Source organism: Paraburkholderia sp. J94, from assembly GCF_905220285.1.
GTDB lineage: Bacteria > Pseudomonadota > Gammaproteobacteria > Burkholderiales > Burkholderiaceae > Paraburkholderia > Paraburkholderia tropica_A.
Map to the genome: position 1 here is coordinate 220,308 of NZ_CAJMZH010000010.1, position 16,293 is coordinate 236,600.

At 68.6% G+C, this 16,293-nt stretch carries 15 protein-coding genes; 12 read left to right on the forward strand and 3 right to left on the reverse strand.

The features are described 5' to 3' along the window. The first annotated feature begins 79 nt into the window (after positions 1-79). From U4Y88_RS22840 to U4Y88_RS22895, 12 genes are all read left to right on the forward strand, one after another. A complete protein-coding gene (locus U4Y88_RS22840; protein ID WP_224017330.1) occupies positions 80-1,033 on the forward strand; it encodes a LysR family transcriptional regulator in 954 nt (317 codons plus the stop codon). A gap of 150 nt (positions 1,034-1,183) precedes the next feature. Further along, the gene (locus tag U4Y88_RS22845; RefSeq protein WP_321786577.1) at positions 1,184-2,170 is read left to right on the forward strand and encodes an isopenicillin N synthase family dioxygenase; all 987 of its coding nucleotides are present in this window, start codon (positions 1,184-1,186) and stop codon (positions 2,168-2,170) included. Then, the gene (locus U4Y88_RS22850; protein ID WP_321786579.1) at positions 2,167-2,982 is read left to right on the forward strand and encodes an alpha/beta fold hydrolase; all 816 of its coding nucleotides are present in this window, start codon (positions 2,167-2,169) and stop codon (positions 2,980-2,982) included. The genes U4Y88_RS22845 and U4Y88_RS22850 overlap by 4 nt, the downstream gene beginning before the upstream one ends. An 88-nt stretch (positions 2,983-3,070) precedes the next feature. Then, positions 3,071-4,198, forward strand: coding sequence for a BMP family ABC transporter substrate-binding protein (locus U4Y88_RS22855; RefSeq protein WP_321786712.1), 1,128 nt, complete (start codon positions 3,071-3,073; stop codon positions 4,196-4,198). A 40-nt stretch (positions 4,199-4,238) separates the two neighbouring features. Then, positions 4,239-5,156, forward strand: coding sequence for an aromatic ring-hydroxylating dioxygenase subunit alpha (locus tag U4Y88_RS22860; RefSeq protein ID WP_321786581.1), 918 nt, complete (start codon positions 4,239-4,241; stop codon positions 5,154-5,156). Then, positions 5,149-6,336, forward strand: coding sequence for a Rieske 2Fe-2S domain-containing protein (locus U4Y88_RS22865; protein ID WP_321786583.1), 1,188 nt, complete (start codon positions 5,149-5,151; stop codon positions 6,334-6,336). Before U4Y88_RS22860 ends, U4Y88_RS22865 begins: the two co-directional genes overlap by 8 nt. 8 nt (positions 6,337-6,344) lie before the next feature. Further along, positions 6,345-6,977, forward strand: coding sequence for a glutathione S-transferase family protein (locus tag U4Y88_RS22870; protein ID WP_321786585.1), 633 nt, complete (start codon positions 6,345-6,347; stop codon positions 6,975-6,977). Between the two features lie 500 nt (positions 6,978-7,477). Then, on the forward strand, positions 7,478-8,413 hold the full coding sequence (locus U4Y88_RS22875; protein ID WP_321786714.1) for an ABC transporter substrate-binding protein: 936 nt from the start codon (positions 7,478-7,480) through the stop codon (positions 8,411-8,413). Between the two features lie 39 nt (positions 8,414-8,452). After that, positions 8,453-9,487 (forward strand): aromatic ring-hydroxylating oxygenase subunit alpha, encoded by a 1,035-nt coding sequence (locus U4Y88_RS22880; RefSeq protein ID WP_224017316.1) that lies wholly within the window; start codon positions 8,453-8,455, stop codon positions 9,485-9,487. A gap of 2 nt (positions 9,488-9,489) precedes the next feature. After that, a complete protein-coding gene (locus tag U4Y88_RS22885; protein ID WP_310631501.1) occupies positions 9,490-10,293 on the forward strand; it encodes an ABC transporter ATP-binding protein in 804 nt (267 codons plus the stop codon). Positions 10,294-10,448: 155 nt separating this feature from the next. Then, positions 10,449-11,171 carry an ABC transporter permease gene (locus U4Y88_RS22890; protein ID WP_321786716.1) on the forward strand — a complete coding sequence of 241 codons (723 nt, stop codon included), beginning with the start codon at positions 10,449-10,451 and terminating at the stop codon, positions 11,169-11,171. A 55-nt stretch (positions 11,172-11,226) separates the two neighbouring features. Beyond that, positions 11,227-12,663, forward strand: coding sequence for an amidohydrolase family protein (locus U4Y88_RS22895; RefSeq protein ID WP_321786587.1), 1,437 nt, complete (start codon positions 11,227-11,229; stop codon positions 12,661-12,663). A 34-nt stretch (positions 12,664-12,697) separates the two neighbouring features. Here the strand turns inward: U4Y88_RS22895 and U4Y88_RS22900 are convergent, their stop codons facing one another. From U4Y88_RS22900 to U4Y88_RS22910, 3 genes are read right to left on the reverse strand one after another with little or no spacing between them, the layout of a single operon-like run. Then, positions 12,698-13,753 carry an alpha/beta hydrolase gene (locus tag U4Y88_RS22900; protein WP_321786589.1) on the reverse strand — a complete coding sequence of 352 codons (1,056 nt, stop codon included), beginning with the start codon at positions 13,751-13,753 and terminating at the stop codon, positions 12,698-12,700. Further along, positions 13,750-15,114, reverse strand: a complete 1,365-nt coding sequence (locus U4Y88_RS22905) for an MFS transporter (protein ID WP_321786591.1) — start codon at positions 15,112-15,114, stop codon at positions 13,750-13,752. Before U4Y88_RS22905 ends, U4Y88_RS22900 begins: the two co-directional genes overlap by 4 nt. Continuing rightward, positions 15,111-16,247: an alpha/beta hydrolase gene (locus U4Y88_RS22910; RefSeq protein ID WP_321786593.1), complete on the reverse strand. Its 1,137-nt coding sequence runs from the start codon at positions 16,245-16,247 to the stop codon at positions 15,111-15,113. The genes U4Y88_RS22905 and U4Y88_RS22910 overlap by 4 nt, the downstream gene beginning before the upstream one ends. Between the last annotated feature and the right edge of the window lie 46 nt (positions 16,248-16,293).

The following is a 16,293-nucleotide window of genomic DNA, read 5'->3' on the forward strand; positions in this document are numbered from 1 at the left end:
CATCCCAATCAACGCCCCTCCAATTCCCCCCGCGCGGTACGGTACGATGCTTGCGCCCGAACCGTCCACTTGATCGCCCATGCGCAAGCCCGCCCATTCCGACACGCTCGCCTCGCACATTCACGCCCGCTCGCTGCGCTACTTCGATGCCATCCGCCGTCATCGCTCGATCCGCGAGGCGGCGCGGCAGTTGCATGTCGCGTCGTCGGCGGTGAACCGGCAATTGCTGAAGCTCGAAGCCGAAGTCGGCACGCCGCTGTTCGAGCGTCTGCCAGGCGGGCTCGCGCTCACGGCGGCGGGCGAGGCGTTCGCGCGTCACGTCATCACGGTGCTTCAGGACGCGCGCCGCTTCGACAGCGAAATGGACGCGCTGCGCGGCATCCGGCGCGGCGAGATCTCGGTGGTGACCGTCGAAGGGCTCAATACGGGCCTGCTGCCCGATGTGGTGGAGCGCATGCTGACGCGCTATCCGGGCATCCGCTTTCACGTGCACACGGCGGGCTCGGCGGCCATCCGGCGCATGATCCTCGACGGCGACGCCGATCTCGGCCTCGCGTTTTCGCTGCCGCACACGGGCGATCTCCAGCAGCTCGCGGTCGGCCGCTTCCAGCTGGGCGCGATCGTGTCGGCCGGGCACGCGCTCGCGTCCGAGGCGAGCGTCACGTTCGCGCAATGCGCGCGGTTTCCGCTGCTGCTCGGCAACGCGCGGCTGTCGATCGGCGGCCTGCTTGAACCGCTGATCCGGCGCTACGCCAAGCCGCTCGACACCGTGCTCGAAAGCGATTCGATCGAGCTGATGCGGCGTCTCGCGGCGCGCGGCCACGGCGTCGGATTCCAGACGCGGCTCGGCCTCGAAAACGATTTCGCGGAGGGCTCGCTCGTGCATATTCCGCTGCGTTCGCCGCGTCCGCTCGTCTCGGAACTGGGCGTCTACGCGCGCGCCGGCCGCACGATGACCCCGGCGCTCGACGCTTTCGTGCGCCTGCTCGCCGAAGCCATCGCCCAACGCGAAGAGGACGAGCCGCTCGTGTGAAAGCGGGGGTGGGCGGCGGTCATCGGCCAGCCGCAATTCGCGCACGCGCAAGCCGATGCCGAAACGGCATCACCATGGACACTTTTCTCTGCTTTTTTGAGCACGGCGGCACGGCTAGACTTGCCTGAAATCCTTTTGCAAGGAACTCGCATGTCAGTCTGCCCGCCCGCCGAGGCGCCGTTCGCCGCACGCAACGTCCCCACGGCCACGCTGCCGGTCATCGATATCGGCGGCCTGTTTTCGGCGCACGCCGATAATCGCGCCCGGGTCGGCGCGGCGCTGCACGCCGCCTGCGCCGACAAAGGTTTCTTCTACATCGCGAACCACGGCGTCGATGGCGCGCTCGTCGACGCCGCGCGCCGCGAAGCCGAAGCCTTCTTCGCGCTCGACGAGGCCGACAAGCGCCGCGTCGACAAGGCGCTCTCGCCCTGCAACCGGGGTTACGAGCCGCTGCGCGGCCAGGTGCTGGAGGCGGGCACGCCGCCCGATCTCAAGGAAGGTTTCTACATCGGCAACGAACTCGCCGATGACCATCCGCACGTGCAGGCGGGCACGTTCAACTGCGGCCCGAATCAGTGGCCCGGCCATTCGCCGACGTTTCGTCCCGCGATGCAGGCGTATTTCGACGCGCTGTACGCGCTCTCGAAACGTCTGACGCGCGGCCTCGCGCTGGCGCTCGGTCTCGCCGAAAACCATTTCGACGATTTCTGCGACGACGCGATGGCGACGCTGCGCCTGCTCCACTATCCGCCGCAGCCCGCGGGCGCGCTGCCGGGGCAGAAGGGCTGCGGCGCGCACACCGATTTCGGCTGCCTCACGCTGCTCTGGCAGGACGAGCACGGCGGCCTGCAAGTCGAGGACGGCGACGCCTGGATTCACGTGCCGCCGCTGCCGGGCACCTTCGTCGTCAATCTCGGCGATCTGATCGCGCGCTGGACCAACGGCCGCTATCGCTCGACGCTGCATCGCGTCGTCAACGTATCGGGCCGCGAGCGCTACTCGATGCCGTTCTTCTTCACCGGCCGGCCGGACTATCTCGTCACCTGCATCACGGCCGCGCCGGGCGAAGCCGCGGCCTGGCCGCCGATCACGGTCGGCGACCACTTGCAGGCCTGCTACCGGAGAACCTACGGATGACGCGCGCGGCCGGCATGCTGCTGATCCACGGCGCGTGGCAGGGCGCGTGGGCGTGGGACGCGTGGCGCGCGCCGATGCGCGAGCGCGGCTGGCACACGCACGCGCTCGATCTGCCCGGCAACGGCGCCGATCCGGCGCGCGACGCCGCGCTGGGCGGGATCACGCTCGATACCTATGTCGAGGCCGTGCGGGCAGAACTCGATCGCGTCGACGGCCCGTGCGTGCTCGTCGCGCACAGCGGCGCGGGCGTGATCGCCTCGCAGGTGGCCGAGGCTGTGCCGGAACGCGTCGCGGCGATCGTCTACGTCGCCGGGATGATGCTGCCGTCGGGCATGGGTTACGGCGAGCTGGTCGATGCGGCGAGCGCCGACGTCGAGAACGCGAGCGGCATCGCGCCTTACCTGGTCTGGAGCGACGACGGCCGCGTGTCGCGTGTCCCCGCCGACGCCGCGCTGGATATCTTTCTGCACGATTGCCCGCCCGACGCCGCGCGCCGCGCGGCCAGCCTGCTCACGCCGCAGGCCGAAGGCGGCCGCGCGCTCGTCGCGACGCTCAGCGCGTCGCGCTTTGGCCGCGTGCCGCGCGTCTACGTCGAGGCGACGCTCGACCGCTCCGTCCTCTTGCCCTTGCAGCGGCGCATGCAGGCGCTGGTGCCCGGCGCGCGCGTGCGCACGCTCGAATGCGGCCACGTTCCGCAACTCGCACAGCCCGACGCGCTCGCCCGGATCGTCTGCGAAACGCTCGCCGAACTCGGTATCACGCATCAAGACCTGTCTGCACCGCACGCTCCGCTTCCTCACCTCGCGCCCTGAATGGAACGCCCACATGACGACGCCCGCCAGCCTTAACGCCTGCCTCAACGTTTCGCCTTCCGCTGCACCGTCAACCCGCCGCCGCGCCATGCCCGCCGTGCCGACATTGGCGCGCCGGTCCGCTTCGCTCGTTGCGATCGTCGCGGCCACGCTCGCGGGCCCGCTCGACGCCAGCGCCGCGCAAGCGGCCCCAACGACTCAAGCCGCCGGCGCGCCGCTCGACGTATCGATCGTCTATCTGGGCAATCCCGGCGATGCGGGCTGGACCTATGCGCACGAACGCGGCATCAGCGCCGCGCAGAAGGTGCTCGGCGGCGAAATGCAGCTCAAGCGGATCGAAAACGTCCCCGAAAACGCCGATGCCGAACGCGTGTTCCGCGACCGCGCGGCGAAGGGCGACAAGGTCGTGATCGGCACCTCGTTCGGCTACATGGACGCGATGATGAAAGTCGCGCGCGACTATCCCGACACCGTGTTCCTGCATTGCTCGGGCTACAAGAGCGCGCGCAATCTCGGCAACTTCAACGGCAAGGTCTACGAATCCGCGTACCTGGCCGGCGTGCTCGCGGGCTACACGTCGAAGACGCATGTGCTGGGCTTCGTCGGTTCCGTGCCGATTCCCGAGGTCATCCGCAATATCGACGCCTTCGCGCTCGGCGCGCGTTCGGTCGCGCCGCAGACGGTCGTGAAGGTCGTGTGGATCAGCAGCTGGTTCGATCCGGGCAAGGAGCGCCAGGCCGCCGAAACGCTGATCGGCATGAACGCCGACGTGCTGATGCAGAACACCGACTCGACGGCGACGATGAGCGTGGCCGAAGCGCATCACGTTCACGCGTTCGGCTGGGACTCGGACATGAGCCAATGGGGGCCGCACGCGCATCTGGGCTCGGTGGCCTACGACTGGAGCAAGTATTACGTGAAGGCGATCGAGGCGGTGCGCCAGGGCACGTGGACGAACCAGCCCGTGTACTGGGGCGTGAAAGAGGGCATCACGGATCTCGTGCACGTCAACGCGCAGGCCGTGCCGCCCGAGGCGCTGAGCAAGCTGGCGGAACGCCGCGCCGCGCTCGTGGCGGGCACGCTCGATCCCTTCGCCGGGCCGATCAAGGATCAGAAGGGCCAGACGCGCGTGGCGGCGGGCACGGCGCTGTCGGCGGCGGACGCCAACCGGCTCGACTGGTTCGTCGACGGCGTGCAGGGCAGCCTCGCGCAGTGAGCTTGCGCGCACCACGAAAAAGGAACTGGGAGACGCGCAGATGGATACGTTAAGCGACGCAGCGCGCGACGCGCTGATCTGGAACGACTGGCATCCGGTGGCCGCGCTCGACGGCCTGCGTGCGGGGCGCACGCGGCTGTTGGGCGTCGAGTTGTATGTCGAGCCTGGCGACGGTTCGTCGAACGTGCCGAACGTGCCGACTGGGCCGCGCGTGACGCGGCTCGACCTCGGCACGCCGTGTCACGCGCGTGCGCGGCATGGCGTGGTGTGGGCGTGCCTCGGCGAGCCGCGCGCGGACATCGTCGCGATTCCTGAGACCGCCGAACCGGATCGCCGCCTGCTGCACGCCGGTGCGTTTCGCGTGCATGTGAGCGGTCTGCGCGCGGTCGAGAATTTTCTCGACATGGGCCATTTCCCGTTCGTGCATACGGGCTATCTGGGCGTCGAGCCTTACACCGAAGTCGCGCCGTATCGCATCGAGCACGACGACGCGAACGACGAACTGTATGCGCGCGATTGCCGTTTCTATCAGCCACGCGCGGCGATGACCGCCGATGCGGCGCTCGACGTGCAGTACGTCTATCGCGTGGCGCGGCCGTATATCGCCGTGCTGTACAAGACCTGTCCGCCGCAGCCCGAGCGCTTCGACGTCATCGCGCTGTTCGTGCAGCCGCTCGACGAAGAGTGGTGCGTGGCGCACACGGTCATGAGCTATCTCGACGATGCGAGCCCCGACGAAGCCTTGCGCGGCTTTCAGCAAACCATTTTCGCGCAGGACATCAAGATTCTCGTCAACCAGGTGCCCAAGCGCCTGCCGCTGACGGCGGGCAGCGAACATCCGGTGCTGGCCGATGCGATGTCGGTGGCGTATCGGCGCTGGCTGCGCGCGCGCGGCGTGACGTATGGGACGACCGAAGGCACGACGGACTCACCGTCACAAGGAGCGCAGCATGGTTGAGCGCAGGCAGGAACCGGCGCGCTGGTACGCGCTGTGCGCGGCGGGCGCGCTGGACAATGGCGCGATTCATCGCACCGAACTGCACGGCGAAGGCCTCGTCGTCTGGCGTGCCGACGACGGGCGCGTCAATGTGTGGGAAGACCGCTGCCCGCATCGCGGCGTGCGGCTTTCGCTCGGTCATCATCGCGGCGATACGCTGCAATGCCAGTATCACGGCTGGCGGTTCGCGAGCGGCGAGGGCGCGTGCCGCGCGGTGCCCGCGCATCCGCAGGCGAGCGCGCCGCCGATTCGCGTGACGACGTGGCCCGCGATCGAGCGCTACGGTTTCGTGTGGACGTGCCCAAGCGCGACGGGTGCGTCAACGGCGGCGTTCCCGCTCATCGACGCGCTCGCCGCCGCCGAGCCGCCAGCCTGCGTGCCCTTGCGCAGCACGACGATCGACGCCGATCTCGCGAGCGTGAAGCGCGCCTTGTCCGCCTATGTGCTGCCGCAGGCCGATGCCGCCGAGTGCGCCGCCTTCGAATGCGAACGCGGCACGCTCACGATCGAGTCGCTCGACGGCGCGGCGTGTTCGGCGATCTTCGTGCTGCAACCCGCGCGGGCGGGCAAGACGCGCGTGCACGGCGTCGTGCCTGGCGACTTCGACGCGGAGCAGCGGCTCGCGCTCCAGCGCGCGCATCAGGTCCGGCTCAATGCCATGCGCGATGCGCTCGAAGCGGCGCGTGAAGCGCTGGCAGAAGCGCAGGCCGATGCGTTGCGCACTTCGTCCACCGAAGCGCCCGCGCAAAACCGTCCACCACGCGCGCAGCCATCGCCCGTCGCCGTCACGATGCCGCTCGTGCGCATGGACGCCGCACCAAGCGCGATCTCACCGGCCATCGACGCATCGAGCCACGCATCGAGCGAAGAAGACAGCCCCTTCACCGTGCATCTCGCACGCAGCGGCGGCAGCGTCGACGTGCCCGCCGATACGAGCCTGCTCGACGCGCTGCGCGCTCATGGCGTCGAAGTGCCGACGTCGTGCGAGCAGGGCGTCTGCGGCACCTGCCTGACGCCCGTGCTCGACGGCGAGCCGCTGCATCGCGACGTGTGGCTCGACGCGCGCGAACGCGCCGCTGGCGACTGCATGCTCGTGTGCGTCTCGCGCGCACGCACGCCCACCTTGACGCTCGACCTGTGAGGCCGCCCATGCTCAAACTCCACGACGACGAACTCTGCGGCGACAGCTACAAGGCGCGACTGCTGCTGGGCTTGCTCGGGCTGGACGCGGAGCGCATCCGCGTCGAACGCTATCCGTCGCGCCAGCAGGATGCGCCCGCGTTTCGCGAGCTGAGTCCGCTCGGCGCGTTGCCGGTGTTGCAGGACAGCGGCACCACGCTCGCCGACGCCCACGCGATCCTCGTCTGGCTGGCGGCGCGGTATGACGTGAACCGCACATGGCTGCCCGAACACGACGCGCGAACGCACGCCGCGATCCAGCGCTGGCTCGGCGTGGCGACGCGGCTCTCGCACATCGTGTTCACGCGCCGCGAGCACGTGCTCCACGACGTGGGCGCGCCGCTGCCTCGCGCGGATCGCGAAGCGCGGCCCTTGCTGCGCCTGCTCGACGAAACCTGCTGGTTCAACGAGGCGATGGGCGCGCCGTTCCTCTGTTCGACCCGCACGCCGACGATCGCCGATATCGCGTGCTTCGCGCCCGTCGTGCTGCTCGACGAAGCGCAGATCGACACGATCGACTATCCGTCGCTGGCAACATGGTGTACGCGCATCAAGCGTCTCGAAGGCTTCGTGACGATGGCGGGCGTGTATGCGGAGCATTGAACGCGGCGGCAGCCTCGCGGATGAGCGGGCATGGACGCACGCCGCTGGTGCTTCGATGCCCAGCCGAGGTGCCGCCAGCGGCGACGACGTTGCGCACGCAGCGCTTTGCGCCCCGTCATTGCAGGAGTGCGACGTTTCGTGCATAGCTGGCACGAAGCTCGCTTGAAACACGGTACAGAGTAGAAGCGGCTAGCGACCGGCACGGCCTTCGAGGCAGCCGGCACCGTGGGGCATTGCTCTTGGGGCGCATCGTGCGCCCACGCCGATCATCGATCGGCGTTTGACCGGAACCGTCGGGTTCCGCCAACAAGGAGCGAGCGATGCAACGGCCCCAAACGATTCATCACCACGACGTTGCCGAACCGGCGCTTGCGCGCGCCGCGGATCGGCTTCGCTCCATCATTCCCCACAGCACCCGGAGTGCCTCCATGAGCAATCTGCTTCGCGTTGCGCGCTGGCTTCGGCTCGCGCGTTTTCTCGGCGTTTTTGCGCCGGTTTTCATGACGACCTTGCCCACCCTCGCGCGTGCCGACGATCACGTCACGCTCCTCACAAGCTGGTATGCGCAGGCGGAGCACGGCGGCTTCTATCAGGCCGTCGCGACCGGCATCTACAAGAAGTACGGGCTCGACGTGACGATCCGCATGGGCGGCCCGCAGGTCAACGGGCTGCAACTGCTGGCGGGCGGCCAGGCCGACTTCATTCTCGGCTACGACTTCCAGGTGCTGTCGGCCGTCGAGGCGAAGATTCCCGTCACGACGGTGGCCGCTTCGTTCCAGTTCGATCCGCAGGGCATGCTCACGCACGACGACGTGAAAACGCTCGCCGATCTCAAGGGCAAGACGATCCTCGTCGCGGGTTCGGGCCGCACGAGCTGGTGGCCGTGGCTCAAGGCGAAGTACGGCTACAGCGACGCCCAGGCGCGCCCCTACACGTTCAACCTGCAACCGTTCTACGCCGACCGCGACGTGGCCATGCAGGCCTATCCCACCTCGGAGACCTTCCAGGCCGACGCGGCGCACGTGAAAACCCACTTCTTCCTGTTCGCCGACGCGGGCTATCCGCCGTACAACACGACGATCGTGACGATGCGCGACACGCTCAAGCACAAGCCCGAGCTGGTCGCGCGTTTCGTGAAGGCGTCGATGGAAGGCTGGAAAAGCTATCTCAACGATCCCGCGCCGGGCAACGCGCTCATCAAGAAGGACAACCCGCAGATGAGCGACGCGCAACTCGCCTACGGCGTGGCGCAGATGAAGAAGCTGCGGCTCGTCACCGGCGGCGACGCCGCGACGCTCGGCATCGGCGCCATGACCGACGCGCGCTGGAAACGCACCTACGACTACATGGTCGACGCGGGCCTGCTGAAGTCCGATACGGATTACCGCAACGCCTACACGCTCCAGTTCGTCGACACCCTCAAGGTCATGCCCTGACGGTCTTGCACACCAAGAGAACAACACGAGGACAATCCCATGCTCGTCACGCAACAGAAAGTTCTGCGCCGCTTCTGGTACGCCATCATGCCGCTGTCGCAACTCGACGCGGGTCCGCAACCGTTCACGCTGCTCGGCGAACCGATCGTGCTCTGGAAGGGCGCCGACGGCCAGCCGCACGCGCTGCGCGACCGCTGCTGCCATCGCACGGCGAAACTCTCGAAAGGCTTCGTCGACGACGACGGCAACATCGCCTGCGGTTATCACGGCTGGACCTACGACTGCAGCGGCCGCTGCGTGAAGATTCCGCAAAACGACGGCACCGCCATTCCCTCGCGCGCCGTCGTGCCCGCGTATCGCTGCGAGGCGCGCTACGGCTACGCGTGGGTCGCGCTCGACGAACCGTTGCAGCCCATTCCCGACTTTCCCGAGGAAACCGCAGGCGGCTATCGGCGCATCCTGCAATTCTACGAGCGCTGGGAAACGAGCCCGCTGCGCATGATGGAGAACTCCTTCGACAACTCGCATTTCAGCTTCGTGCACAAGGCGAACTTCGGCCTGTTCAGCAGCCCGAAGCCGTCGAAATACGAGTTCCGTCCCAACGACTGGGGCTTCGAAGCCGAAACGCACGTGCCCGTGCGCAATCCGGCCGCGAGCCATCGCATCACCGGCACGACCGAGGAGATCACCGAACGCCATCTGCTGAACCGCTGGTTCATGCCGTTCGCGCGGCGCTTCGGCTGCGTGTATCCGGCGAGCGGGGTGCATCACATCATCTACAACTGCGCGACGCCGATCGACGACCGCACGATCATGCTGTCGCAATGGCTCTATCGCAACGACACCGAGGACGCGTGCTCGACGCAGGAGCTGATCGACTGGGACCGCCCGATCACCGACGAAGACCGCGACATTCTCGAAGCGACCGATTACGACGCCTGCATCGACGTGCGGCGTCAGCAGGAGTGCCACATGGAATCGGATCAGCCCGGCCTGCTGATGCGCCGCATGTTGCTCAAACTGCTCGAAACGCATGGCGAGCGCGAAGTGTTCCGCATCGAAACGGAGGTGTGACCATGTCGATTCCCTTGCTTGCAGTGCAGCGCGTGGACAAGCGCTATCCGAACGGCACCGTCGCGCTCGATGACGTGCGGCTCGACATCGAGCCGGGCGAGTTCGTCTCGCTGCTGGGGCCGTCGGGTTGCGGCAAGAGCACCTTGCTCAAGATGTTCGCGGGCATCGAAACGCCCACGCACGGCCATCTGCGCTGGTGGGGCGGCCCGTTCGAGACGGTGGGCGCACCGGGGCGACGGCTCTCGTTCGTGTTTCAGGAAGCGACCTTGATGCCGTGGGCCACGGTCGCCGACAACGTGCGGCTGCCGCTCGATCTCGCGGGCGTGCCGCGCCGCGAAGCGCAGGCGCGCGCGTGCGAGGCGCTCGAAGGCGTGGGGCTCGGCAAGTTCTGCGCCGCGCGGCCGCGCGAGTTGTCGGGCGGGATGCAGATGCGCGCGTCGCTGGCCCGCGCGCTCGTCACGGAGCCCGATCTGCTGCTGCTCGACGAACCCTTCGGCGCGCTCGACGAATTCACGCGCAACCGGCTCGACAGCGATCTGCGCGCGCTCTGGCAGCGCCGCGCGATGACCGTGGTGTTCGTCACGCACAGCATTCAGGAAGCGGTGTTTCTGTCGAGCCGCGTGGTGGTCATGCAGGCGCGGCCGGGCCGCGTGATCGCCGACGTGCCGATCGACGGACCCGCCACACGCGACGACGCCTGGCGCATCAGCGCGCCGTTCGTCGAACATACGTGTGCGCTTTCGAAACGCATTTCCGACGCGCACGCCGCGTCGCAGATCGACGAGGACAGCGAGGTGCAATCATGAGCGGACAATCCGTGCAGCCGATGCGCATGGCGCGCGCAGGCAGTGAAATCGCCACGACGGCCACATCCGCAACATCCGCCGCGCGCGAGCGCGTGCCGCTGCTGCGTCGCCCTGGCGTAGCGCGCGCGCTGGCGCCCTGGTGCGTGGGACTGTTGATGCTCGGCATCTGGCAGGCGTGGTGCACGCTCGGCGCGGTGCCGGCGTACCTCGTGCCGTCGCCGGCCGCGATCGTGCAGCAGCTCGTGCAGGACTGGCCGATGCTGTTCGCGAGCCTGCTCGCGACGCTCAAGATCACGCTGCTCGCTTTCGCCGTGGCGACGGTGCTCGGCGTGGCGATCGCGCTGCTGTTCGTGCAGAGTCCGCTGATCGAGGCGAGCCTGTTTCCCTACGCGGTCTTGTTGCAGGTCACGCCGGTCGTAGCCATCGCGCCGCTGATCATCATCTGGGTGAAGAACACGACGGCGGCGCTGGTCGTCTGCGCGATGCTGGTGGCGCTCTTTCCGGTCATCTCGAACACGGCGCTCGGGCTGCGCAGCGTGAATCCGGGGCTCGTCAATCTGTTTCGGATTCATCGCGCGACGCGCTGGCAGACGCTCGTGCGCCTGCGCATTCCGAGCGCGCTGCCGTATTTCTTCGGCGGGCTGCGTATTTCCAGCGGACTTTCGCTGATCGGCGCCGTGGTGGCCGAGTTCGTCGCGGGTACGGGCGGCAGTGGGGCGGGGCTCGCGTACCAGATCCTGCAAGCGGGCTTTCAGCTCAACATTCCGCGTCTGTTCGCGGCGCTGCTGCTGATCACCGTGACCGGCGTGCTGCTGTTCGGCATGACCGTGTGGCTGTCGCGCCTGTGTCTGCGCGGCTGGCACGAGAGCGAGCTGTAAACCCACAAGCAACGAACAACGATCAACGCAACGGCCATTTCATGAGGCGTCCCCGATGACATCCACGATTCCCACCACGCTGATCCGCCATGCCGCCGCGATCATGACGGGCGGCGACCCGCGCGCGGGCGAAGCGACGCGGCTCGCCGGCCCCGACATCCGCCTGCGCGGCGACAGCATCGAATCGATTGGCGCGCTCGCGCCGCTGCCCGGCGAGCGCGTGATCGACGCAAGCGACTGCGTGATCTATCCGGCGTGGGTCAACACCCACCATCATCTGTTCCAGTCGCTGCTCAAGGGCGATCGCGAAGGGCTCGACGCGAGCCTCACGCCCTGGCTCGCGGCCACGCCGTACCGCTTTCGCGCCGGTTTCGACGAAGCGCGGTTCCGGCTGGCGGCGCGCATCGGCCTGATCGAACTGGCGCGCTCGGGCTGCGCGACGGTCGCGGACCACAACTACCTCTATTACCCGCAGATGCCGTTCGACAGCTCGGCGATTCTCTTCGAGGAGGCCGAACGGCTGGGCCTGCGTTTCGTGCTGCTGCGCGGCGGCGCGACGCGCACGCGTCAGCTCGAGGCCGAGTTGCCGACGGCCTTGCGCCCCGAGTCCTTCGACGACTATCTCGCCGACATCGAGCGGCTGGCCGCGCGCTATCACGATCCGTCGCCGCGCGCGTCAAGGCGCGTCGTCATGGCGCCGACCACGGTGCTCTATTCGATTTCGCCGCAGCAGATGCGCGAGAGCGCGGCGTTCGCGCGGCGGCTGGGCTTGCGCCTGCACAGCCATTTGTCGGAGACGGTTTCGTATCAGGACAGCGCGCGGTCGATGCATGGCTGCTCGCCGGTGGCGTTCTGCGGCGAATACGACTGGCTCGGCGACGACGTCTGGTTCGCCCATCTCGTCAAACTCGACGCCGACGAGATCGCCATGCTCGGCCAGACACGCACGGGCGTGGCGCATTGTCCGCAGAGCAACGGGCGGCTCGGCAGCGGCATCTGTCCGCTGACCGAACTGGCGGAGGCCGGCGCGCCGGTCTCGATCGGCGTGGACGGCGCGGCGTCGAACGAGGCCGCCGACATGATCTCGGAGGTGCACATGACTTGGCTCGCACAGCGCGCCCGCGCGGGCATGGCGGCACGCCCGGCGTATGCGGGCGGCAGCTTCGAGGGCGGGGCGCACGCGGCGAGCGTGGAGGACGTGATCCACTGGGGCACCGCGGGCGGCGCGGACGTGCTGGGCTTGACGGAGCTGGGCCGCATCGCGCCCGGCGCGCCGGCCGACCTCGCGATCTACCGGCTCGACGATCCGCGCTACTTTGGCCTGCACGATCCGGCGATCGGTCCGGTCGCGAGCGGCGGGCGGCCCGCGTTGAAGGCGCTGTTCGCGGCGGGCCGGGCCGTGGTGGTCGACGACGCCATTCCCGATCTCGACATGGCGGCGCTCGGCCGCGAAGCGCGCGATGCCGTGCGCGCGCTCATGGCGCAGGTGTGAGTGGAATCAGCGAGCGGGCGCGGCGTGAACACGCTCAGCCGAACAACGCCGCGCGTCCCGCTGGCGAGCCGAAGATCGCATCGGCGTCGTGGCCCGCGCCCGCGATCTCGTGAGTCGTGTGCGCGCTCGCATCGGGATGCCGCGCGCGCATGTATTGCGCCCACGCGCGGCCGCGTGCAAGCCGATGCTCGCCTTGCGTCATCGCTTCGCACGAACGGTCGAGCGCGGGATGCGCCGGATCGCAATCGCGCTCGCCGAGCATCAAGGTCACGTGACGGCGCGCGTACTGCGCTTCGAGCGTGCGCGGATCGAGCGGCGCGCCGCTTGCCTGGGTCGCGTGCGCGTAAGGCGGCAGCGCGTCGAGCCCGTACTTCCAGCGATTGAAGCCGGGGCAGCGCGCGGCGTCGAACGGCGCGAACCCGCCTGAGCCGTCCGGCCGCTGCGCATCGAAATACACATACGACGACGGATTCGCGATCACATAACGCAGCGCCACGCCGCGCGCGGCAAGCGCCGCGTCGCCAGCCGCGAGCACCGCGTAGCGCTGCACGACCTGCGCGCCGCCCGAATGCCCGGCGATCACGACTTCGCGCAGCGCCGGAAAGCGCAGCGGATCGGCGAGCGCGGCCAGCAGCGCATCGACGACGTCGAACGAACTGAGCGGCGCGGGACCATGCGCATCGTCGCCGCCCATCCAGCTGGTCCAGTCCCAGCGTAGCGTCGAAGGCGGCAGGCGATGCGCGTCGATGTCGGCGTCGGCGAGGAATTGCGGCACGAGCAGCAGCGTGTCGCTCGCCGTACTGTTGCCGCTCGCCGCCGCGCCCGCGCGCGCGCGTTGCGCGAGTTCGAAGTAGGCGTCGGCGTTGCGCAAACGGCCGTGCAGCAGGATCACGGCGCGCGTGGCGTCGTTGCGCTGCGCGCCCCAGTTGCCGGACGCGTAGAGCGGCACCGTGCCGCGTCCGCGCGCGGTGTCGACGTCGAGATGCAGCGGCGCGATCACGGCGACGGGCCGTTCGTTGGGCGCGCGTTCGTCGTGGGCGCTGTCCGTGGCGAAGTCTTCGGCGCGGTCGTGAGCGGTGGGCGAGGTCATGCAGCAGGGCTCCGTGGCGAGGCGAGGCGGCTGTCGTCGGCGCCACGGTGGCCGCGTCGCGACGCCGCCACCAGCACGAGCGAGAACAGCCCCGCGAAAATCAGATAAAACGCGGGCGTGAGGCTCGAACCCGTGAGACGCGTGAGTCCGGTGATCGTGAACGGCGCGAGTCCGCCGAACAGCGTCACCGCGACGTTGTACGAGAGCGCGACGCCCGACGAGCGGCTGCGCACCGGAAAGAGCGTCGCGAGCATGCCGGGGTGGCCGGCCGACATCGCGGCGAGAAAGACCGTCGAGATCACCTGCGCGACGAACAGCCGTCCGGCCGACGGCGCGGCGACCACGTAGACGAACAGCGGATACGCGCACGCCATCCACGCGATCGTCACCGGATAGAACAGCCGGTACGCGCCGAAGCGGTCCATCAACCGTCCCGCGAGCGGAAACAGAAACAGGTTCAGCACGCCGCAGAAGAACGCGCCGCGCAAGGCAACGGCGAGCGGCAAGTGCAACTCGCGCTCGACGTAGACGGCCATATACGAATGCCAGACGTAGTTGGTCGCGGCGCCGACGGCGATCACGCCCATCGCGCAGAGCGCGGCGCGGCCGTTGTCGCGGAAGAACTGACGCAACGTGACGCGCGGCGGCTTGCCTTCGTGCGCGCGCAGCTCGACGAATTCCGGCGATTCGGCGACGCGATGACGGATATAAAAGCCGATCGGCCCCGCAAGCGCGCCGCAGAGAAACGGCACGCGCCAACCCCACGCGACGAGTTGCGCGTGCGTGAGCTGCGTCGTCAGCAGATAGCCGGTGCCTGAGGAAAGCAGCAGCGCGAACGACTGCGCCGACATGTTGAAGCTGCCGTAGAACATCTTGCGTCCAGGCGGCGCGTACTCGACGAGCATCGCCGAGGCGGTCGCGAACTGGCCGCCCACCGAGAGCCCTTGCAGCAGCCGCGCACAGATGATCAGCGCGGGCGCGGCGAGGCCGATATGCGCGTAACCGGGCGTGAGGCCCATCAGCAGCGTGCTGACCGCCATCGAGATGATGATCAGCGAGAGCGCGCGGCTGCGGCCCGCGCGATCCGCGTAGAGGCCGAGCAGAATGCCGCCGAACGGCCGCACCACGAAGCCGATCGCGAAGGTCGCGAGCGCGAGCATCAGCGAGAGAAAGCCGCTGCCCGCCGGGAAAAAGACCTGCGCGATGATCTTCGAGAAGTACGCGTAGATCAGAAAATCGAACCATTCGAGTCCGTTGCCGAGCACCGAAGAAAAGATCGCGCGGCGGACCATGGTGGGAGACAGCGCGTTCAGCGCAGAGGGCGCAGCCGGCGCAGTGGGTGAAGAACGAAGTGAACTCATGGCGCGCACCCCGGCGTATCGAACATCGCCGCGAGCGCGCACGCCGACGTCAACATGCGCGCGCCGTTATGACCGACGCCCGGTACGACATGCAGCGTCTGATCGAAGCCCTGCGGATGGCGCGCCTGCAAATAGCGAAAGTACGCCTGCGCGCGCGCGACGCGCTGCGGGCCTTGCGCCTCGGCGGGACAACTGCGGTCGAGCGCCTTTTGCTGCGGATCGTCGTCCTTGCCGCCGACCAGATAGGTCACGCGGCGCCGCGCATACGCGGCTTCGAGTTGCGCGGGCGTGCGGTCGGCGAGGTAAGCGGGGCGTTGCTGCATGCCGTATTTCCAGGTGTCGAAATCGGGGCAGGCGCGGGCGTCGACGGGCGTGGGACGTTCGGCGTCGAAATACGCATACGTCGACGGGCTCGACACCACGTAACGCACGTCGATGCCTGCCTGCGCGAGCGCGCCGAGATCGCGCGCCGCGACGGCGTAGCGCTGCACGACCTGGCCGCCGCCCGAGTGGCCTGCGAAGATCACGTGGCGCAGGTTGGGAAAGCGCGTGCGGTCGGCGAGCCGCGCGACGATGGCGTCGAGCACCGCATACGAACTGACGGCTTGCGGCGCGACGGCGGCGTCGCCGGCCATCCAGCCGTTGGCGTCCCAGCGCAGCAGATCGACGGGTTCGTCGCGGCCCGCGAAGTCGAGCGTCGCGAGGAATTGCGGCGCGATCAGCAGCGTGCCGGCCGTGTTCGCGCCTTGGGCCGCCGCGGCGTCGCGTGCGGCTTCGGCGCTGTGAAAATAGGTGTCGGCGTTGCGCAGCTTGCCGTGAATCACGATGATCGCGCGCGTCACGCCGGGCTGCGGCTGGTCCCAGTCGCGCGAGACGTAAAGCGCGAATTCGGCGGGGCCGCCCGGCGTGTCGATGCGCATGCGCGTGTCCGAGATGTGCGCGACGGGGCGCAGATGCGGCGAATAAACGTGCGCGGCGTCGGCCAGCGCCGCGTGCGCGGGCGCGCCGGTGAAGGCGAGCGCCACGGCAACCGACGCCGCCGCGGCGAACGCGATGCGCGCAAACGCCTTGGTGCGGGCGGGCGATTGCGCAGCCGCATCGCGCGGCGGCGGCCCCTCAGGATTTCGTGTCATGCGTACCACTCCATCAAACGGTTGCGTGCGATCCGCGCGTTGCACG